20 protein-coding genes and 1 pseudogene are annotated in these 20,493 nt (G+C 56.2%); 17 read left to right on the forward strand and 4 right to left on the reverse strand.

What is annotated here, in order from left to right; all coding sequences use genetic code 11:
* Nucleotides 1–63: 63 nt before the first annotated feature.
* The 3 genes from lexA to SOM40_RS01255 all read left to right on the forward strand — a co-directional run bounded on the left by lexA (nucleotide 64) and on the right by SOM40_RS01255 (nucleotide 2,415).
* Entirely contained in the window at nucleotides 64–672 is a 609-nt protein-coding gene (gene lexA / locus SOM40_RS01245) for a transcriptional repressor LexA (RefSeq protein ID WP_106993927.1), read from the forward strand.
* A gap of 72 nt (nucleotides 673–744) precedes the next feature.
* Nucleotides 745–2,064 (forward strand): MATE family efflux transporter DinF, encoded by a 1,320-nt coding sequence (dinF, locus tag SOM40_RS01250; RefSeq protein ID WP_320529802.1) that lies wholly within the window; start codon nucleotides 745–747, stop codon nucleotides 2,062–2,064.
* Between the two features lie 141 nt (nucleotides 2,065–2,205).
* Nucleotides 2,206–2,415 carry a CsbD family protein gene (locus tag SOM40_RS01255; RefSeq protein WP_032615972.1) on the forward strand — a complete coding sequence of 70 codons (210 nt, stop codon included), beginning with the start codon at nucleotides 2,206–2,208 and terminating at the stop codon, nucleotides 2,413–2,415.
* 69 nt (nucleotides 2,416–2,484) lie between these two features.
* On the opposite strand, the gene zur is transcribed toward SOM40_RS01255, so the two are convergent.
* Nucleotides 2,485–3,000, reverse strand: coding sequence for a zinc uptake transcriptional repressor Zur (zur, locus tag SOM40_RS01260; RefSeq protein WP_032615974.1), 516 nt, complete (start codon nucleotides 2,998–3,000; stop codon nucleotides 2,485–2,487).
* A 112-nt stretch (nucleotides 3,001–3,112) separates the two neighbouring features.
* On the opposite strand from zur, the gene SOM40_RS01265 reads away from it, so the two are divergent.
* From SOM40_RS01265 to pspG, 6 genes and pseudogenes are all read left to right on the forward strand, one after another.
* Nucleotides 3,113–3,601 carry a cupin domain-containing protein gene (locus tag SOM40_RS01265; protein WP_106993929.1) on the forward strand — a complete coding sequence of 163 codons (489 nt, stop codon included), beginning with the start codon at nucleotides 3,113–3,115 and terminating at the stop codon, nucleotides 3,599–3,601.
* 163 nt (nucleotides 3,602–3,764) lie between these two features.
* A complete protein-coding gene (locus SOM40_RS01270; protein ID WP_320529803.1) occupies nucleotides 3,765–5,075 on the forward strand; it encodes a conjugal transfer protein TraF in 1,311 nt (436 codons plus the stop codon).
* Nucleotides 5,076–5,231: 156 nt separating this feature from the next.
* A pseudogene (locus SOM40_RS01275) lies at nucleotides 5,232–5,548 on the forward strand (type II toxin-antitoxin system RelE/ParE family toxin).
* A 75-nt stretch (nucleotides 5,549–5,623) separates the two neighbouring features.
* Nucleotides 5,624–5,920 (forward strand): NadS family protein, encoded by a 297-nt coding sequence (gene nadS, locus SOM40_RS01280; protein WP_262672020.1) that lies wholly within the window; start codon nucleotides 5,624–5,626, stop codon nucleotides 5,918–5,920.
* Between the two features lie 136 nt (nucleotides 5,921–6,056).
* The gene (gene dusA / locus SOM40_RS01285) at nucleotides 6,057–7,094 is read left to right on the forward strand and encodes a tRNA dihydrouridine(20/20a) synthase DusA (protein ID WP_320529804.1); all 1,038 of its coding nucleotides are present in this window, start codon (nucleotides 6,057–6,059) and stop codon (nucleotides 7,092–7,094) included.
* A 144-nt stretch (nucleotides 7,095–7,238) separates the two neighbouring features.
* Nucleotides 7,239–7,481 (forward strand): envelope stress response protein PspG, encoded by a 243-nt coding sequence (pspG, locus tag SOM40_RS01290; RefSeq protein ID WP_106993932.1) that lies wholly within the window; start codon nucleotides 7,239–7,241, stop codon nucleotides 7,479–7,481.
* A 183-nt stretch (nucleotides 7,482–7,664) separates the two neighbouring features.
* Here pspG and SOM40_RS01295 read toward each other — a convergent pair whose 3' ends face one another.
* Nucleotides 7,665–8,648 (reverse strand): quinone oxidoreductase, encoded by a 984-nt coding sequence (locus SOM40_RS01295; RefSeq protein WP_225759800.1) that lies wholly within the window; start codon nucleotides 8,646–8,648, stop codon nucleotides 7,665–7,667.
* A gap of 71 nt (nucleotides 8,649–8,719) precedes the next feature.
* Between SOM40_RS01295 and dnaB the strand changes: the two genes are divergently transcribed.
* The 6 genes from dnaB to SOM40_RS01325 all read left to right on the forward strand — a co-directional run bounded on the left by dnaB (nucleotide 8,720) and on the right by SOM40_RS01325 (nucleotide 14,362).
* The gene (gene dnaB / locus SOM40_RS01300) at nucleotides 8,720–10,132 is read left to right on the forward strand and encodes a replicative DNA helicase (protein WP_106993934.1); all 1,413 of its coding nucleotides are present in this window, start codon (nucleotides 8,720–8,722) and stop codon (nucleotides 10,130–10,132) included.
* A 16-nt stretch (nucleotides 10,133–10,148) separates the two neighbouring features.
* Nucleotides 10,149–11,228, forward strand: coding sequence for an alanine racemase (alr, locus tag SOM40_RS01305; protein WP_320529805.1), 1,080 nt, complete (start codon nucleotides 10,149–10,151; stop codon nucleotides 11,226–11,228).
* A gap of 146 nt (nucleotides 11,229–11,374) precedes the next feature.
* Nucleotides 11,375–12,568 (forward strand): aromatic amino acid transaminase, encoded by a 1,194-nt coding sequence (gene tyrB / locus SOM40_RS01310; RefSeq protein ID WP_106993936.1) that lies wholly within the window; start codon nucleotides 11,375–11,377, stop codon nucleotides 12,566–12,568.
* Between the two features lie 192 nt (nucleotides 12,569–12,760).
* A complete protein-coding gene (gene aphA / locus SOM40_RS01315; protein WP_225759798.1) occupies nucleotides 12,761–13,474 on the forward strand; it encodes an acid phosphatase AphA in 714 nt (237 codons plus the stop codon).
* 115 nt (nucleotides 13,475–13,589) lie between these two features.
* Entirely contained in the window at nucleotides 13,590–14,006 is a 417-nt protein-coding gene (locus SOM40_RS01320; protein WP_320529806.1) for a secondary thiamine-phosphate synthase enzyme YjbQ, read from the forward strand.
* Between the two features lie 2 nt (nucleotides 14,007–14,008).
* Nucleotides 14,009–14,362 (forward strand): MmcQ/YjbR family DNA-binding protein, encoded by a 354-nt coding sequence (locus tag SOM40_RS01325; RefSeq protein WP_106993939.1) that lies wholly within the window; start codon nucleotides 14,009–14,011, stop codon nucleotides 14,360–14,362.
* Here the strand turns inward: SOM40_RS01325 and uvrA are convergent, their stop codons facing one another.
* The gene (gene uvrA / locus SOM40_RS01330) at nucleotides 14,363–17,188 is read right to left on the reverse strand and encodes an excinuclease ABC subunit UvrA (protein WP_106993940.1); all 2,826 of its coding nucleotides are present in this window, start codon (nucleotides 17,186–17,188) and stop codon (nucleotides 14,363–14,365) included.
* 249 nt (nucleotides 17,189–17,437) lie between these two features.
* Here uvrA and ssb1 point away from each other — a divergent pair, with 249 nt between their 5' ends.
* Nucleotides 17,438–17,971: a single-stranded DNA-binding protein SSB1 gene (gene ssb1, locus SOM40_RS01335; RefSeq protein WP_106993941.1), complete on the forward strand. Its 534-nt coding sequence runs from the start codon at nucleotides 17,438–17,440 to the stop codon at nucleotides 17,969–17,971.
* Between the two features lie 64 nt (nucleotides 17,972–18,035).
* Here ssb1 and SOM40_RS01340 read toward each other — a convergent pair whose 3' ends face one another.
* Entirely contained in the window at nucleotides 18,036–18,317 is a 282-nt protein-coding gene (locus SOM40_RS01340) for a YjcB family protein (RefSeq protein WP_106993942.1), read from the reverse strand.
* 548 nt (nucleotides 18,318–18,865) lie between these two features.
* Here SOM40_RS01340 and SOM40_RS01345 point away from each other — a divergent pair.
* Nucleotides 18,866–20,260: a GGDEF domain-containing protein gene (locus SOM40_RS01345; RefSeq protein WP_166181306.1), complete on the forward strand. Its 1,395-nt coding sequence runs from the start codon at nucleotides 18,866–18,868 to the stop codon at nucleotides 20,258–20,260.
* Nucleotides 20,261–20,493: the final 233 nt, after the last annotated feature.

The following is a 20,493-nucleotide window of genomic DNA, read 5'->3' on the forward strand; positions in this document are numbered from 1 at the left end:
TTCCAAAATCACCTTTAGCTGTATATACTCACAGCATAACTGTATATACACCCAGGGGGCGGAATGAAAGCGTTAACGACCAGGCAGCAAGAGGTGTTTGATCTCATTCGGGATCATATCAGCCAGACGGGTATGCCGCCGACGCGTGCAGAAATCGCGCAGCGTCTGGGCTTCCGTTCTCCAAACGCCGCTGAAGAGCACCTTAAGGCACTGGCGCGCAAGGGTGTGCTTGAGATTGTCTCCGGTGCGTCTCGCGGTATTCGTCTGCTGATTGAAGCCGAAGAGGGCCTTCCGCTCGTCGGTCGCGTCGCCGCTGGTGAACCGCTGCTGGCGCAACAGCATATCGAAGGCCACTATCAGGTCGATCCTGGCATGTTTAAACCGAGCGCAGATTTTCTGCTGCGCGTAAGCGGCATGTCGATGAAAGACATCGGTATTCTCGACGGCGATCTGCTGGCGGTGCATAAAACGCAGGACGTGCGTAACGGCCAGGTGGTTGTGGCGCGTATCGACGACGAAGTGACCGTTAAGCGCCTGAAAAAGCAGGGCAATACCGTACAACTGCTGCCGGAAAACAGTGAGTTTTCCCCGATTGTTGTCGACCTGCGTGAAAATAACTTCTCCATCGAAGGCCTGGCGGTTGGCGTCATCCGCAACGGTGAGTGGTTATAACTGCTTTCTGACAGACTGCGGCCCTGTCGCAGTCTGCTTCTTCTGCTTCTTCTGCTTCCGGCGAACATTCTCATGTCTCTCCTGACTGCTTCCGATAAGGCGTTGTGGCGTCTTGCACTTCCTATGATCGTCTCCAATATCAGCGTCCCTCTGCTTGGGCTGGTGGATACGGCAGTAATTGGTCATCTCGATTCGCCCATCTATCTGGGCGGTGTCGCCATCGGCGCGACGGCAACCAGCTTCCTGTTTATGCTGCTGCTCTTCTTGCGCATGAGCACCACCGGGCTTACCGCCCAGGCCTATGGCGCGAAAGATCCGCTGCGTCTGGCCCGGGCGTTGGTACAGCCGCTGATCCTGGCTCTGGGTGCCGGATTATTGATTGTGCTGTTGCGCACGCCACTTATCGATCTGGCCCTGCATATCGTCGGTGGCAGCGAGGCCGTTCTCCATCAGGCGCGACGCTTCCTTGAAATACGCTGGCTCAGCGCCCCGGCATCGCTGGCTAACCTGGTCCTGCTGGGCTGGCTGTTGGGCGTTCAGTATGCCCGGGCGCCGGTGATCCTGCTGGTGGTGGGTAACCTGCTCAATATCGTGCTGGATCTCTGGCTGGTGATGGGTTTGCAGATGAACGTGCAGGGCGCGGCCCTGGCGACCGCTATCGCAGAATATGCCACCCTGGCGATCGGCCTGTGGATGGTGTGGCGGGTGCTGGCCCTGCGCGGTATTTCGCTGGCGTTGCTGAAGGCAAGCTGGCGGGGCAATATCCGCAAGCTGCTGGCCCTCAATCGCGACATCATGCTGCGCTCGCTGCTGCTGCAACTCTGTTTCGGGGCGCTGACGGTAATGGGTGCGCGGCTGGGGCCGGAGATTATCGCCGTCAACGCCGTGCTGATGACCCTGCTGACCTTTACCGCCTACGCCCTGGATGGCTTCGCCTATGCGGTCGAAGCGCACTCCGGGCAGGCCTATGGTGCCCGGGAAAGCGGTCAACTGCGGGAAGTGTGGCGGGCGGCCTGCCGTCAGTCCGGCCTGGTGGCGCTGGCCTTTGCGCTCATCTATGCCCTGGCAGGCGACAACATCATTGCCCTGCTGACCTCGCTACCCGAGCTGCGCGCGCTGGCGAGCCACTATCTTATCTGGCAGGTGGTGTTACCGGTGGTGGGCGTCTGGTGCTATTTGCTGGATGGCATGTTTATCGGCGCAACCCGCGGAGCAGAGATGCGCAACAGCATGGCCGTGGCGGCCGCCGGGTTTGGCCTGACGCTGTTCACCCTACCGTGGCTGGGTAATCACGGTCTGTGGCTGGCTTTGAGCGTGTTCCTGGCCCTGCGTGGGCTCTCTCTGGCGTGGATTTGGCACCGGCACTGGCGCAACGGAACCTGGTTTCTGTAGCGGCTTCGCTTGGCCAAATGGTAAAAGATTCCGAATAACAAACCTAACGCCGCAGGCTTATCTATAATTATTATCACGTCCAGCACGAAACGTATTTTAGGACGAACTTAACCTTAACGACCGAACGAAGAGGAATCGATGATGAATAAAGACCAAGTCGGCGGTAACTGGAAGCAATTTAAAGGTAAAGTAAAAGAACAGTGGGGCGATCTGACTGATGACGATATGACCGTCATTGAAGGTAAACGTGACCAGCTGGTGGGTAAAATCCAGGAACGCTATGGTTATGAGAAAGACCAGGCGGAGAAAGAAGTTGGTGACTGGGAAACCCGTAACAACTATCGCTGGTAATTAACCTATACCCGCAGGTACACGGATGTACGCCCAGGGCGACCTTTCAGGTCGCCCGTTTTTTTGCCCTCAGCGCGGCTTTTTCTTCAGCTGGATAGAGTGATCGTGCTGACAATCTTCCTGATGGCGACAGGCTTCCACTTCCACGCAGTTGCGGCACAGACCGTGCGCTTCAATCACGTTGTGGCGCAGAGCAAACCCCATCTTCGCTGCCAGGGTATGCATGATATCTTCCACCCCTTCAGCGCCTTCTTCCTTCACGCTGCCACAGCGGTCACAGATAAACATCGCTGAGGTGTGAGTCGGCTGATCGAACAGATGGCACAGCACGTAGCTGTTGGTCGATTCCACCTTATGTACAAAACCCTGCTCGAGTAAAAAATCGAGCGCCCGATAGACGGTAGGCGGTTTAGCCTGCGGCTCGCTTTCGCGCAGCAGGTCGAGCAGGTCGTAGGCGCTGATGGCCCCGTTTTGCAGGCTCAGCAGACGCAACACTTCAAGGCGCTGCGGAGTCAGGCGCACATTGCGTTGCGCGCACAGCTTTTCGGCTTGCGCTAACAGTGCCTGCATTGTGGTCGTTTCCATTTTGCACCTCGAATAACGTGGAATAACAAACCGCCAGTTTACCATGTTCTGGCCTAAACGCCGAGATCCCCCGGGTGTGCTACCCTGACGAAAAACCACAGGGGATGAAAAGATGAAAAGACCTGACTGTATTCGGCACTGGCGCGAAGTAGAAGGCGCTGACAATTCAACCTATCCCGACAGCACAGAGCGTTTCTCCATTGGCGCACCGCTGGCCCGAGCACTGGGGCTGGGCCGCCTCGGTATCCATCATGAGCGCCTTCCGCCCGGGCGCCGTACTTCGTACCCGCATGCCGAAAGCGACGAAGAAGAGTTCATCTTTGTGCTCGAAGGTTATCCCGAAGCCTGGATCAACGGTTATTTATGGAAACTGGAGCCGGGGGACAGCGTCGGTTTTCCTGCCGGGACAGGGGTCTGCCACACCTTTATTAATAACACCAGTGAAGAGGTACGGTTATTAGTTGTGGGAGAAGCGAATAAAAAATATAACCGTATTTATTATCCGCTGAATGCGGTATATGCCGCCACGCGCGAAGATCGCTGGATAGATCATCCGCCGCAATTTTTTGGTCCTCATGATGGAAAACCAGGGCAAAAGTAATTTCTTGTTCTATACATATTAAAGAAATAAGGAAATCAATAACTTAATCTAATACTAAAGTTTAGATAAATTCGGCTTCTCATACTTTTTTCACAAAGGACGTATGCCCCTGCGCGGTATTTAGCCGCCGGGGTTTATTCACCCACAATAAGTCAGGTGTCCTGTGAAAATTAAATTCAAACTTTCTGTGGCGGGAATTGCCACCGCTTTTCTTTTGCCTAATCACGCTGGAGCAGCAAATAACTGGACGGAAGCACGCGGCGATGCCATGGGTGGGACGGGCGTTGCGGCGGCGCATTATAGCAGCGGGGTGCTGATTAACCCGGCCCTGTTGGCAAAATCGCAAGCAGAGGATGATGTCGCCATAATATTTCCCTCGGTCGGGGCGCAAATCAGCGATAAAGACAATCTGCAGGACAAGATCGATGAAATCAGCGATGAGATCCGCGCCGATCGGGAGATGATCGACGATCTCACCGTGGCGCAGATCCTGGCCGATCCTCAGGGGACGCTCAGCGATCTTCAGGGCGCAGCAGGCAGTCTGGCCGATCAGCTGGAGTTCCTCGAGGGCAAAACCGCCCACGGCAACGCCGGGGCAGGAATAGCCGTCAGTATTCCGGGCTCGGGGCTGTCGCTGGCGTTTGTCGCTAAGGCCAATGCCCATGCGCGCGTCAGTTCGGAGATCGATCCGCAAGATATTGCGTTCCTGCGCAGGTTGCAGGGCAATGCAGGGATGACCAACCAGATGGCGCTGGGGGCGGCGCGAAACGGCAGCGATGTGATTACCCGCAACCTTAACTCTGTCGCCCTGGGCAGGGCGGCGATCGTCTCTGACTACGGCGTGGCGGTGGCCCGCCAGTTTGAGTTCAACGGTCTGCCTGTTTCGGTCGGCGTGACGCCAAAGCTGCAGCAAACCTGGCTCTACAACTACACCACCTCCATCTATACCTACGACAGCAGCGACTTTAACAGCAGCCGCTACCGGAATGACGACACCAGTTTTAACGTTGATGTCGGCGTGGCGGTCGACTTTGGTGAAAACTGGACAGTGGGCCTCAGCGGGCAGAACCTGTTCTCACGTGACATTGATACCAACGATATCCGCATTCTCAACGGGCGCACTGGGGAAGAGGTGAGTTATCAGGACACCTACCAAATCCGGCCCCTTGTCACGGCAGGCGTGGCCTGGCATACCGGTCTTATCACCCTCAGCGCCGATGGCGATCTGACCGAAACCCGGGGCTTCAGGAGCGAAGAAAACTCGCAGTATATCGGGGTGGGGGCGGAGGTGTCCCTGCTCGGCTGGCTGGCGGTGCGCGGCGGTTTTCGTGGGGACGTGAAGGGCAACGACAGCAACGTCTTCACCGGCGGTTTCGGTTTCGCCCCGTTTAACACCGTGCATTTCGATCTTACCGGCATTGTCGGGGAAGATGAAACCTGGGGTGCCGGGGCGCAATTCAGCGTGCGGTTCTGACCGGATCCGGAGGCGATCTGATTTTTTATCAGAGGGTTAACGCTTTCTCATATCAATGTTCTTTCTGTAAATATGTACCGGGTACATTAAATAACTTGAATAATGTACGGGGTACACTTAAGGTGCTATAAGAATTAAGTAACCTCAGGGAGCGAGATGTTTACTTTTATTGAACTGCAGGGTTTTAGTAAACAGCGCCGGGCGCTTCTGCCAGATGACGAGTTTCGGGCCTTTCAGGAGGCATTGATTGAAGACCCTGAAGCCGGAGACACTATCGCAGGGACGGGGGATTTCGGAAGATCCGCTGGAGTCGCCCGGGAATGGGAAAACGCGGTGGCGTGCGGGTGATTTACTATAATGTGACGCGTAAAGGGCGAATTTATCTGGCTCTGGTTTATCCAAAAAATGAGCAGGATGATTTAACTGAAGAGCAAAAGAAAGTACTCAAGCAGTTATCCGATATGCTGGCATAGCCCCGAGGTTCTGTAACTCCCATATGGGCGAAGAATAAGGCCCGGTACGGTGTCAACGAGGGCAATGAGGTACAGATGAAAGATGAATTATTTGCCGATCTGCTGGCCAGTGCAGAAGAAATGGTAAGAATTGAAAAGGGTGAACAGACGCCACAGCCGGAGCACGTTCATACGTTTAGCCCGATTGATGTTAAGGCAATTCGAGAGGCGACTGGGTTAAAACAGCAGGATTTCGCGGCGGCCGTCGGCGTCAGCTATGACCTTGTAAGAAGCTGGGAGACAAAACGGCGGCAGCCTACTGGCGCACCGCGAAAACTCTTGCTGTTGTTACAGACCAACCCTTTTATTATCAATCAGCTTAAAACCATCTAGTCCCTTCCCTGTGAGGGCGGTTGACTATGTTATAGTAAGCCCTATTTTCGTCGACCTCTGTATCTGAGTACACTCCTTATGCGGTGTACTGTTTGGTGTACTGAGGAATTAGAAATACGCCAAAAAAAGTTTAAAAATGCATCATATCAAAGAGTCTATAAACGCGTTGAAAACCAGCGTGATACCTGAGAAATCTGCTGAATTCCCGCCGCACCGTTTCTCCATCGCGCCGATGCTCGACTGGACAGACAGACACTGCCGCTACTTCCTGCGCCTGCTGTCGCGCCATACTCTGCTCTATACCGAGATGGTGACCACCGGGGCGATTATTCATGGCAAGGGCGACTACCTCGCCTTCAGCGAAGAGGAGCATCCGGTGGCGTTGCAGCTCGGCGGCAGCGATCCGGCCGCGCTGGCGCACTGCGCGAAGCTGGCAGAGGCGCGCGGCTACGACGAGATCAACCTCAACGTCGGCTGCCCTTCCGATCGCGTGCAGAACGGTATGTTCGGTGCCTGCCTGATGGGCAATGCGCAACTGGTGGCCGACTGCGTGAAAGCGATGCGCGATGTGGTCTCCATTCCGGTGACGGTCAAAACCCGTATCGGCATCGACGATCAGGACAGCTACGAATTTCTCTGCGACTTCATCGGCACGGTGGCCGGCAAGGGCGAGTGCGAGATGTTTATCATCCACGCCCGTAAAGCCTGGCTCTCTGGCCTGAGCCCGAAAGAGAACCGGGAGATCCCGCCTCTGGACTACCCCCGCGTTTATCAGCTGAAGCGTGATTTCCCGCAGCTGACGATGTCGATCAACGGCGGCATTAAGTCCCTTGAGGAGGCCAAAGCGCATTTACAGCATATGGATGGCGTGATGGTGGGGCGCGAGGCGTACCAGAACCCGGGCGTGCTGGCGGCGGTAGATCGTGAGATCTTCGGTGTGGACAGCGCCGATCGCGATCCGGTGGCAGTGGTGCGGGCGATGTATCCCTACATTGAACGCGAGCTGAGCGACGGTACCTATCTGGGCCACGTGACCCGCCACATGCTGGGTCTGTTCCAGGGGATCCCGGGCGCGCGCCAGTGGCGCCGTTACCTGAGTGAAAATGCTCATAAAGCCGGTGCCGATATTGAAGTGCTGGAGCAGGCGCTGCGTCTGGTGGCAGACAAGCGATAATTTTCACTAAAACTTCGTCAAATTCACCACGCCCGGCGCAATATCGCCGGGCGTTTTGCTTTTAATTCAATTGGTTATGTTTTGGCACGGATCTTGTAATGGTATTAATTAGCGTATCGTTGTGATGCATTTCGGGAGAGAGCCATGCTGGAACTACTTTTTGTGATTGGATTTTTTGTCATGTTGATGGCAACCGGCGTCTCGCTGCTGGGGATCATTGCCGCGCTGGTGGTCGCCACCGTGGTGATGTTTATCGGCGGACTGTTTGCCCTGATGCTGAAACTGCTGCCGTGGTTGCTGCTGGCCGTGGCGGTGGTGTGGGCGATACGGGCGATTAAATCGCCAAAAATCCCACGCTATCAGCGCAATAACCGCTTTCGTTACTAAGGTATTGAGTGGTTCGTCACATCCTTGCAACTTTTACGGCAGCATTGCTTAGAACGGAATAGGATTTACTTATCGAATCTGTCACTATTGCCGCCGTTAAAGAATTCATCGCGCTGTACCCTACATACAGCCGAACTAAAAAAAGAAAAGAAAAGGGCTTCCTTCGGGAAGCCCAATTTCTTTTTAGGGGATCAGTAAACTCGAACCCTGCGTCGCCCGACTCTCCAGCACCTCATGCGCGCGTTGCGCATCAGCCAGCGGATACCTCTGCGCTTCTGCCACATCCACCTTAATCACCCCGCTGGCAATCAACGAGAACAGCTCGTTGCTGGCCTCGACCAGTTCGTCATGATTAGTGACGTAACCCTGCAACGAAGGACGGGTGGCAAACAGCGAACCTTTCTGGTTAAGAATGCCCAGATTGACGCCGGTCACCGGGCCGGAGGCGTTGCCGAAGCTGACCATCAGGCCACGGCGCTGCAGACAGTCCAGCGAGGCTTCCCAGGTATCTTTGCCCACCGAGTCATACACCACGCGCACCTTTTTACCGCCGGTGATCTCTTTCACCCGCTCAACGATGCTCTCTTCGCGGTAGTTAATTACCTGCCAGGCACCTGCCTGCAGCGCGCGCTGCGCCTTTTGCGCATTGCCAACGGTGCCGATCAGCTTGGCCCCCAGCGCTTTTGCCCACTGGCAGGCAATCAGCCCGACGCCGCCTGCGGCCGCGTGGAACAGGAACTGTTCGTCAGGCTTGATCTCATAGGTTTTGCGCAACAGATAAAAGACCGTCAGCCCTTTCAGGAAGGAGGCGGCGGCCTGCTCGAAGGAGATGGCGTCCGGCAGAATGGCGGCTTTATCCGCCGGGACGTTGTGAACCGAGCTGTAGGCGCCAAGGGCAGATTGCGCATACACCACGCGGTCGCCCTCTTTTATATGCTTAACGGCGCTGCCTACTTTCACCACTACACCGGCCGCCTCGGTACCCAGCCCGCTTGGCAGGGCCGGAGGCGGATAGAGGCCCCCGCGGATATAGGTGTCAATGTAGTTAATGCCAATGGCTTTGTTTTCGACCTGGATTTCCTGCTCGCCTGGCGCGGCGGGCGTAAACTCTACCGCCCGCAAAACCTCCGGGCCGCCGTGCTTATGAAATTCAATACGCGTTGCCATGCTCCCTCCATTAGAATTAGAAAATATGGTAATCTTTCGACCCACTCTCTATCTCGGTAACTCCATTCACTATGGCAGGAAACAAACCCTTCAACAAACAGACTGAACCCCGTGAACGCGATCCGCAGTTAGCCGGGTTAAAAGTCCCGCCGCACTCGATTGAAGCGGAACAGTCGGTGTTGGGCGGTTTAATGCTGGATAACGAGCGCTGGGACGACGTTGCCGAGCGCGTCGTCACCGACGACTTCTATACCCGCCCGCACCGCCATATCTTTACCGAGATGGCGCGTCTGCAGGAGTCGGGCAGCCCTATCGATCTGATCACCCTCGCGGAATCGCTGGAGCGTCAGGGGCAACTGGAGACCGTTGGCGGCTTCGCCTATCTGGCCGAATTATCGAAAAACACGCCAAGTGCGGCGAACATCAGCGCCTACGCTGATATCGTACGCGAACGTGCGGTGGTGCGTGACATGATCTCCGTCGCCAATGAGATTGCCGAAGCTGGTTTTGATCCGCAGGGGCGTAACAGCGACGAACTGCTCGATCTGGCCGAGTCCCGGGTGTTTAAAATCGCCGAAAGCCGCGCCAATAAAGACGAAGGGCCGAAGAACATTGCCGACGTTCTCGATTCGACCATTGCGCGTATCGAACAGCTGTTCCAGCAGCCGCATGACGGGGTCACCGGGGTCAACACCGGCTATGACGATCTGAATAAAAAGACCGCCGGTCTTCAGCCGTCGGATCTGATCATCGTCGCCGCACGTCCGTCGATGGGTAAAACCACCTTTGCGATGAACCTCGTCGAAAACGCGGCGATGTTGCAGGATAAACCAGTATTAATCTTCAGTCTGGAGATGCCATCGGACCAGATCATGATGCGTTCTCTGGCGTCGCTGTCCCGCGTGGACCAGACCCGCATTCGTACCGGCCAGCTGGACGACGAGGACTGGGCGCGGATCTCCGGCACCATGGGTATTCTGCTGGAAAAACGGAACATCTATATCGATGACTCCTCCGGCCTGACGCCGACGGAAGTGCGCTCCCGCGCGCGCCGAATCGCCCGCGAGCACGGCGGCATTGGCCTGATCATGATCGACTACCTCCAGCTGATGCGCGTTCCATCGCTGTCGGACAACCGTACCCTGGAAATTGCCGAAATCTCCCGCTCGCTGAAAGCACTGGCGAAAGAGTTGCAGGTGCCGGTGGTGGCGCTGTCGCAGCTTAACCGCTCCCTGGAGCAGCGTGCCGACAAGCGTCCGGTCAACTCCGATCTGCGTGAATCGGGCTCCATCGAGCAGGATGCCGACTTAATCATGTTCATCTACCGTGATGAGGTCTATCACGAGAACAGCGACCTGAAAGGCATCGCAGAAATTATTATTGGTAAGCAGCGTAACGGCCCAATCGGTACGGTGCGTCTGACCTTTAACGGCCAATGGTCACGCTTCGACAACTATGCGGGACCGCAATATGATGATGAGTGATTTCTAAGGAATTCAAATGCAAGCGGCAACTGTAGTCATTAACCGCCGCGCTCTGCGACACAACCTGCAACGCCTGCGTGAACTGGCTCCCGCCAGCAAACTGGTTGCAGTCGTGAAAGCGAACGCTTACGGACACGGTCTGATCGAGACCGCGCGAACGCTCCCCGATGCCGACGCCTTTGGCGTCGCCCGTCTCGAAGAAGCCCTGCGCCTGCGCGAGGGGGGCATCACCCAGCCGATCCTGCTGCTCGAAGGCTTCTTTAATAGTGCCGACCTGCCGACCATCGCCGCAAAACAGCTGCATACCGCCGTGCACAACATGGAGCAGCTCGAGGCGCTGGAGAACGCGGTGCTCTGCGAGCCCGTTACCGTGTGGATGAAGCTCGACACCGGCATGCACCGCCTGGGCGTGCGTCCGGAACAGGCGGAGGCCTTTTATCAGCGCTTAAGCCAGTGCCAGAACGTTCGCCAGCCGGTCAATATCGTCAGCCATTTCGCCCGGGCCGACGAGCCCGAGTGCGGCGCGACCGAACAGCAGCTCGATATCTTCAACACCTTCTGCGAAGGCAAGCCGGGGATGCGCTCGATCGCGGCCTCCGGCGGTATTCTTCTGTGGCCGCAGTCCCACTTCGACTGGGCGCGTCCGGGCATTATTCTGTACGGCGTTTCGCCGCTGGAGGGCCAACCCTGGGGGCCGGACTTCGGTTTTCAGCCGGTGATGTCGCTCACCTCCAGCCTGATTGCGGTGCGCGAGCACAAAGCCGGGGAGCCGGTAGGCTACGGCGGTACCTGGGTCAGCGAGCGTGACACCCGTCTGGGCGTGGTGGCGATGGGCTATGGCGACGGCTACCCGCGCGCTGCCCCCTCCGGTACGCCAGTGCTGGTGAACGGTCGGGAAGTGACCATCGTCGGACGCGTGGCGATGGACATGATCTGCGTTGACCTCGGGCCAGAGGCGCAGGAGAAAGCGGGCGATCCGGTGACCCTGTGGGGTGAAGGTTTACCCGTGGAGCGGATTGCAGAAATTACAAAAGTGAGTGCTTACGAACTTATTACCCGACTGACGTCGCGGGTGGCGATGCACTACCTCGATTGATCCGGACTTTCCCTCTCCCTCCTGGGAGAGGGAGTAAAGCAGGTTCTGTCGCCCACACCCCATCTTCCTTAACATCCTCTCGATCTTCTTCTGCTTCCGGTTTATTGTTGAATTCCCTGCCTCATTATTATCCGGAGAACCATCGCGTGTTCCAGAAAGTCGACGCCTATGCTGGCGACCCCATCCTCTCCTTAATGGAGCGTTTCAAAGAAGATCCCCGGGGCGATAAAGTTAACCTCAGTATCGGTCTGTACTACAACGAAGCAGGCATTATTCCGCAGCTGCAGGCGGTGGCCAAAGCCGAAGCACGTCTCAATGCCACGCCGCACGGTGCGTCGCTCTATCTGCCGATGGAAGGGCTGAACAGCTATCGTCACACCATTGCTCCGCTGCTGTTTGGCGCAGACCATCCGGTGCTGGTGGAAAAGCGTGTTGCCACTATCCAGACCCTGGGCGGCTCAGGCGCGCTGAAGGTGGGTGCCGACTTCCTGCACAAGTATTTCCCGGAATCCGCTGTCTGGGTGAGCGACCCGACCTGGGAAAACCACGTCGCTATCTTTGAAGGCGCGGGTTTCACGGTTAACACCTACCCATGGTTTGACGATCAGACCAACGGCGTGCGCGTTGGCGCGTTGCTGGAAAAACTGAGCACCCTGCCGGAGCGCAGTATCGTGCTGCTGCACCCGTGCTGCCATAACCCGACCGGTGCCGATCTGACCAACGATCAGTGGGATGCGGTGATTGAAGTGCTGAAGGCCCGCAACCTGATCCCATTCCTCGACATTGCCTATCAGGGCTTTGGCGCCGGGATGGAAGAGGACGCCTACGCCATTCGCGCCATCGCCAGCGCAGGCCTGCCGGCGCTGGTCAGCAACTCCTTCTCCAAAATCTTCTCGCTGTATGGCGAGCGTGTCGGTGGTCTGTCGGTGGTCTGCGAAGATCACGATGCCGCCGGACGCGTGCTGGGCCAGCTGAAAGCCACCGTGCGTCGTATCTACTCCAGCCCGCCAAACTTTGGTGCGCAGGTGGTGGCGACCGTGCTGGGCGATGACGAGCTCAAAGCCGAATGGCTGGCGGAAGTGGAAGCGATGCGTATCCGTATCCTTTCCATGCGTCAGACGCTGGTCGATGTGCTGAAAGAGGCGGTGCCGGGGCACAGCTTCGACTATCTGCTGCAGCAGCGCGGCATGTTCAGCTACACCGGCTTCAGCGCGCAGCAGGTGGATCGCCTGCGCGATGAGTTTGGTGTCTACCTGATTGCCAGCGGACGCATGTGCGTGGCGGGCCTGAACAGCAGCAATGTTCAGCGCGTAGCGCAGGCCTTTGCCGCTGTAATGTAAGTACTTACTCACGGCCTCCTTCTTTTGCGAGGGGGCCGGAATGGGTAAAACCCCGCGTTGTGATATCCCTCTTTTTATTACGGCTTATATAAAAAATTCCCTTTCAATCCCCTGCGGCTACGGTTATTTTCGATGTGGTTTTTGACCATCCGCTCAAAATAAAAATAACGGTTTGAATATTCAGGGGAAAATATGCGCAAGATCACACAGGCGCTCAGCGCTGTCTGCTTATTGCTCTCACTCAGCCACCCGGCGGTGGCGCGCCCCTCATCACCTCCACCGCTCTACACCGGCACCAATGCCGCCAGGCTGGCCGAGCAGGCCCCAATCCACTGGGTGTCCGTGGCCCAGATTGAAAACAGCCTGATGGGGCGTGCGCCCATGTCGGTAGGATTTGATATTGATGACACCGTGCTGTTCTCCAGCCCGGGCTTCTGGCGGGGTAAAAAGAGCTGGTCGCCGGACAGCGACGATTACCTGAAAAACCCGGATTTCTGGCAGCAGATGAACAACGGCTGGGATGAGTTCAGCATTCCGAAAGAGGTGGCCCGCGCGCTGATTGCCATGCACGTTAAGCGTGGCGACAGGATCTGGTTTATTACCGGGCGGCATGCCACTAAAACCGAATCCGTCACCAAAGCCTTGCAGGACGCCTTTCTGATCCCCGCCGCGGCCATGAACCCGGTTATTTTTGCCGGTGAGAGCTCAGGCAGAAACAACAAAGCCTCATGGATGGAGCAGAAGCAGATCAAGATTTACTACGGCGATGCCGACAGCGACATCATTGCCGCTCGCGAGGCGGGGGCCAGAGGCATTCGGGTGCTGCGTGCCTCTAACTCGACCTGGAAACCGCTGCCGCAGGCCGGGGCGTTTGGCGAAGAGGTGATCGTCAATTCAGAATACTGAGTACCTGATCGGGGCAGAAAAGACGCTTTTTTAAGCAGATTTACCCGCTACGGGTTTTACCTTTCGTCGTATTGCTGCACACTTAGAGTGATTATCCTGTAGAACGGAGCAGCACATGTGGTATCAGCAAACCCTGACCCTGCGCGCCAGGTCCCGAGGTTTTCACCTGGTGACGGACGAGATCCTCGGACAGATCCGCGATCTATCCCGCATCAAGGTCGGTTTACTGCATCTGTTACTGCAACACACGTCAGCCTCTCTCACCCTCAACGAGAATTGCGATCCCACCGTCCGTTCCGATATGGAGCAGCATTTTCTTAAATCCGTTCCCGATGATGCCCGTTGGGAACATGATGACGAGGGGCCAGACGACATGCCTTCCCATATTAAATCCTCTTTGCTGGGCGTCTCTTTGCTGCTGCCGGTCAATCACGGCCGCGTGCAGCTCGGCACCTGGCAGGGGATCTGGCTGGGAGAACACCGTATCCATGGCGGTTCGCGCACCATTATCGCGACGCTACAAGGGGAATAATGATGACAATTTCGGAGATACTTCAGTACTGCATGAATAAGCCGGGTGCGGAGCAAAGCGTGCACAGCGACTGGAAGGCAACCCAGATTAAGGTCGCAGACGTGCTGTTTGCGATGGTGAAAGATGTGGAAGGACGTCCGGCGGCCGCGCTAAAAACCAGCCCGGAACTGGCGGATCTGCTGCGCCAGCAGCACACCGACGTGCGTCCCAGCAAGCACCTGAATAAGGCGCACTGGAGCACGGTCTACCTGGATGGATCGATACCGGATTCGCAGATTTACTATCTGGTGGATGCCTCTTACAAGCAGGCGGTGGAACTGCTGCCGGAGATGACCCGGCAGCAGTTGTCAGTCTGACTAGTTCAGAAGGGGTTTAAGGAAGCGGGCCGTGTGCGAGGCTTCGCACTCCGCAACGGTTTCCGGGGTACCGGAAACCAGGATTTCGCCGCCGCCGCTGCCGCCTTCCGGACCGAGATCCACAATCCAGTCCGCGGTTTTAATCACGTCCAGGTTGTGCTCAATCACCACGATGGTGTTGCCCTGATCGCGCAGCTGATGCAGCACGTCAAGTAACTGCTGGATATCAGCAAAGTGCAGACCGGTGGTCGGCTCATCCAGAATGTACAGCGTCTGACCGGTGCCGCGTTTGGAGAGCTCACGCGCCAGCTTAACGCGCTGCGCCTCGCCGCCCGATAGGGTGGTCGCCGACTGGCCCAGACGAATGTAGGTCAGACCAACATCCATCAGGGTCTGGAGCTTACGCGCCAGCGCCGGAACGGCATCAAAGAACTCACGCGCTTCTTCGATGGTCATATCCAGCACTTCGTGGATGGTCTTGCCCTTGTACTTAATCTCCAGCGTTTCGCGGTTATAGCGTTTGCCTTTGCACTGGTCGCACGGCACGTAAATGTCCGGCAGGAAGTGCATCTCGACCTTGATCACCCCATCGCCCTGACAGGCTTCACAGCGCCCGCCGCGAACGTTAAAGCTGAAACGGCCCGGCGTATAGCCGCGCGAACGCGATTCCGGCACGCCGGCAAAGAGTTCACGTACTGGCGTAAACACGCCGGTATAGGTCGCCGGGTTGGAACGCGGCGTACGACCGATCGGGCTCTGGTCGATATCGATCACCTTGTCGAAGTGCTCCAGGCCGTGGATCTCGCGATACGGCGCCGGTTCAGCCAGGGTTGCCCCATTCAGCTGGGTCTGAGCAATCGGGAACAGGGTATCGTTAATCAGCGTTGATTTACCGGAACCCGACACCCCGGTGATGCAGGTGAACAGGCCGACCGGCAGGGTCAGGGTCACGTCTTTCAGGTTGTTGCCGCGAGCACCGGTAAGCTTCAGCACTTTTTCCGGATTGGCGGGCACACGCTGTTGCGGGACTTCAATCTTACGCTTACCGCTCATGTACTGGCCGGTCAGGGATTCCGGGACCGCCATAATGGCGTCCAGAGGCCCTTCTGCTACCACCTGGCCACCGTGGACACCAGCCCCCGGGCCGATGTCGATCACGTGGTCGGCCGCGCGGATGGCGTCTTCGTCGTGCTCAACCACAATCACCGTGTTGCCGAGGTTACGCAGGTGGATCAGCGTCCCGAGCAGGCGTTCGTTGTCGCGCTGGTGCAGGCCGATGGACGGCTCATCCAGTACATACATCACCCCCACGAGACCCGCGCCGATCTGGCTCGCCAGACGGATACGCTGCGCTTCGCCGCCGGACAGGGTCTCAGCCGAGCGGGAAAGAGTCAGGTAGTTCAGGCCGACGTTAACCAGGAACTTGAGGCGATCCCCGATCTCTTTCAGCACTTTCTCGGCAATTTGCGCCCGCTGTCCGGAGAGCTTCAGGTTATTGAAGAAGTCCATCGCATGGCCGATGCTCATGTCCGAGATGGTCGGCAGCGGCGTGTTTTCAACATACACGTGGCGCGCTTCGCGACGCAGGCGGGTGCCGTCACAGGTGGCGCAGGAGCGGTTGCTGATGAACTTCGCCAGCTCTTCACGTACCGCGCTGGATTCCGTCTCTTTGTAACGGCGCTCCATGTTGTGCAGCACGCCTTCGAACGGATGACGGCGCACCGAGGTATCGCCGCGATCGTTCATGTATTTGAACTCAATGTTCTCTTTCGCAGAGCCGAACAGGATCACTTTGTGCACGGTTGGGCTCAGGCTGCCCCACGGCGCTTCGACGTCGAACTTATAGTGTTCAGCCAGCGACTTCAGCATCTGGAAATAGTAGAAGTTACGCTTATCCCAGCCGCGGATCGCGCCGCCTGCCAGGGACAGCTCCGGGTTCTGGATCACCCGGTCAGGATCGAAATATTGCTGCACGCCGAGGCCGTCACAGGTCGGGCAGGCGCCGGCCGGGTTGTTGAACGAGAACAGACGCGGTTCGAGCTCGCGCATGCTGTAACCGCAAATCGGGCAGGCGAAGTTGGCAGAGAAGAGCAGCTCGTCCGCTTTCGGGTCGTCCATGTCGGCAACCACCGCCGTACCGCCGGAGAGATCCAGCGCGGTTTCGAACGACTCAGCCAGGCGCTGGGTCAGATCGTCACGCACCTTAAAGCGGTCGATCACCACCTCGATGGTGTGTTTCTTCTGCAGCTCCAGCTTCGGCGGATCGGAGAGATCGCACACTTCCCCGTCGATACGGGCGCGGATATAACCCTGGCTGGCCAGGTTTTCCAGCGTTTTGGTGTGCTCGCCTTTACGCTCTTTGATGATTGGCGCCAGCAGCATCAGGCGTTTGCCTTCCGGCTGCGCCAGCACGTTATCCACCATCTGGCTGACAGTCTGAGCCGCCAGCGGGACATCATGGTCCGGGCAGCGCGGCTCACCCACGCGGGCATACAGCAGACGCAGGTAGTCATGGATTTCGGTGATGGTCCCGACGGTAGAGCGCGGGTTATGGGAGGTCGACTTCTGCTCAATAGAGATAGCTGGCGACAACCCTTCGATATGGTCGACATCCGGCTTTTCCATCAGCGACAGGAACTGACGCGCATAAGCAGAAAGCGATTCAACGTAACGACGCTGACCTTCGGCATACAGGGTGTCGAAAGCCAGGGAGGATTTGCCTGAGCCTGAAAGCCCGGTCACGACGATCAGTTTGTCGCGAGGGATGACGAGGTTGATATTCTTGAGATTGTGGGTGCGGGCGCCCCGAACTTCTATCTTATCCATTCACCTTTCCCGGTAGGTAGATACACGGAATGCCTGGTTTGTTTGAAGGACAACCGGCAGAAACGATTAATTATGACACAAATTGAACTGGCTGGATATACAGTATTGGAATGCATCTTCTGATTACTTGTGCAACAATGTAACCTTCGTGAGAACTCTGGAAGATGCTTCGAAACTATCGAAAGACCACGTGGAAATGGTACACTCGCGCGCTTACACTATTCAGACAAGTTTTCAGGAGACACGATCATGGCCAGCAGAGGCGTAAACAAGGTGATTCTCGTCGGTAATCTGGGCCAGGACCCGGAAGTACGCTATATGCCGAGTGGTGGTGCAGTGGCCAACATTACGCTGGCTACTTCCGAATCCTGGCGTGATAAAGCGACCGGTGAGATGAAAGAGCAGACCGAATGGCACCGCGTTGTGCTGTTTGGCAAACTGGCCGAAGTGGCCGGTGAATATCTGCGTAAAGGCTCCCAGGTCTATATCGAAGGCCAGCTGCGTACCCGCAAATGGACCGATCAGGCCGGCGCAGAAAAATACACTACCGAAGTGGTGGTAAACGTCGGCGGCACCATGCAGATGCTGGGTGGCCGTCAGGGCGGTGGTGCACCAGCAGGTGGCGGTCAGCAGCAGCAGCAGGGCGGTTGGGGTCAGCCTCAGCAGCCACAGGGCGGCAACCAGTTCAGCGGCGGCGCGCAGTCTCGTCCGCAGCAGCAGCCGTCTGCACCCGCGCAGTCCAACGAACCGCCAATGGATTTCGACGACGACATCCCATTCTGATAATCAGAACCTGCGTTTCGCAACCACAAAAAACCCAGACATGGTCTGGGTTTTTTTATATTCACTAGGTGTACATCATTGGCCAGTCTGGTGGCGTATGGCTCATCGCCTCAACCATTACCGCTTTAACGTTGTTCCAGATAACGGCCACATCCAGCAGGGTGATGCCCAGCAGGCCGGTGGCGAACCAGCATGCCGCCGCCAGACCGAGACAGGTACTGATCACCGCCAGCGCCGTGTAATCTGATTTACGAAACTGAATGTTCAGCGTGCTGGCCAGAAACATCAGCACTGCGCTCAACAACTCCCAGCGTGCAAACACAACGCCAGTGGTAATAGCTGCCATAAAAACGATCCTCAAAGATAACCGCCGCCGGGGATAGCGCGACGTTGCCCACACACTGTGGCAAACTGGCTATCGGCAGGCTCAGACTCACAACAATGAAACAATGTTTCTTGTTACATAAGATATGTGAACTATATCACGTTTGTTCTTTTATTCGCCACTGGGCAAATGCATAAAAATGGCCTTTTTTAACCCTATTATTACCAGGGTTTTAGTGAGCAGAAATATATATTTAGGCTGCTAAGCGGTCTATTTATGACAACTTTGCTGAGAATTCATCGGGATAAGAAAACATGTACAAGCCGGATGGCGATGTACAATATTTACAGCCTCAGAGCTATAGCTTATGCTTCTTGCGGTTGCTTACTCTGTTCGTAATAAATAAATCAGGCTTGAACGTCTTTTGCTGTTTATTATTTTTTGTCATTTTAATTTTACACACGCGTCCCGGTAAGACAGTCACATTAATGTATGCTGGCTGAATATCATTTTATTCCTGATTAATTCGTTGCGGTATTTCTGTCTCGTTAATGAGCTACGAATAAACAATGAAGCAAGTAAATCGAGAAAATATTAATGACAGTACCCGGGCCCTGCACGCATTAGCTAAATTAATGCCAAAATTATCATCCCATGCGACCTTAACGTCGCTGCTGGAGACGATTAATCATACCTTTGGCGCCCAGCTCAGCTGGATGATGATGCAGGATGATACGGGCCAGCCGCAGTTTGTCAGTGCCGGGGAATTAACCTGCCATCCGCTGGAAATTAATGGGTTTATTGCCAGCCAGTTATTGCAACGTCATCCCCGTTCATGGCAGATAATCGGCTGGAAAGAGAATACCGGCACGCTGATATTTCCTCCCGGGCATCCGGGACATCACCAGTTACAGTGCGGCGTGCTGTGTAAAATGGCCCCGCATCAGCACGGCTACTTCTTCCTCGGGTTTACGCAACCGCAAAGCACCCTCACCGTGCTGAAAGAGGTGGTGATTATCCTTGTTGAAAAGCTGAAGGATTTTGTCACCGGGCTGGTGGCCCGTGAGCGTACGGCAAAAGAGATGCAGCGGATGATCGCCCAGTACAAAACGCTGTTTGAACGGGCGCCGGTGCTGATGAACTCTTTCGACCGGAGTAGCCGCTGCGTATTGTGGAATGCTGAATGCGAAAAGGTGTTTGGCTGGACGATGGCGGAGATCAACGCTCATGCCGATCCGCTGGCGCTGTTTTATTCTGACCCGGAGGTGCGTCGCCGGGTCCACGAGTCGGTTAACACCTCCCCGCTGAACGACATGTACGAATGGCACCCGGTGCGCCGGGACGGGATGCAGTTGACCATCCTGTGGTCGAACATCTCCCTGCCGGACGGCTCGATCCTCAATATCGGGCTCGATATTACCGCCCGCAAAAAAGTGGAGCGGCAGCTGGAGATGAAGGCCACGACCGACGATCTGACGCGCTGCTTAAATCGTTTTGCCATCCTGCAGCAGATTGCCGCTGCCCTGGAGATCAGCCAGCGGCAGGAGGCCGACAGCCACTTCTCGGTCCTGATGTTTGACCTGGATTTCTTTAAACAGATTAATGACCAGTGGGGTCACCTGGTGGGGGATGCCGCCCTGGTGCATTTCTGCGACTGCCTGCGGGGGCTGATCCCGCCCGGCTCGGCGCTGGGTCGGGTAGGTGGAGAGGAGTTTTTACTGCTGCTGCCGAAGACCCGCAGCGACGCGGCGGTGCGGCTCTCCACCCGGCTGCGCCGGGCGCTGTCCATCACGCCCCTTAACGTCGGTAGCCGGAGGCTGACTCTCTCCTTCAGCGCGGGAGTGGTGGAGGTGAGCGACAAACAGCATGATACCTCCTCGCTACTCATTAGCGCAGATAAGGCACTTTATGATGCCAAGCGTGCGGGAAGAGGAAAAACAATCGTCGCGGTTGATTATTTATAAATCACTTTAATCATTATCATGGGATAAATAGCACAAAATCTCATGATGAAGTTGCGCTTTTTTCACGCTGTCGGTAGTTTGACTTAATCGACGACATTCTGTTGAGTTATCCGGGAGCCTGGCTTTCAGAACCGGTAATTATTTTCCTTAATAAACAGGAAACGAATACTTTCAGTTTGGCTTACGGACAAATATTATCGGCATAACCAACTATTAGGTTATTGGTGTTAAAA

Origin of the sequence: Leclercia sp. CFBP8987 (assembly GCF_034044995.2) — a bacterium.
In the GTDB taxonomy this organism is placed as follows: Bacteria; Pseudomonadota; Gammaproteobacteria; order Enterobacterales; family Enterobacteriaceae; genus Enterobacter; species Enterobacter tamurae.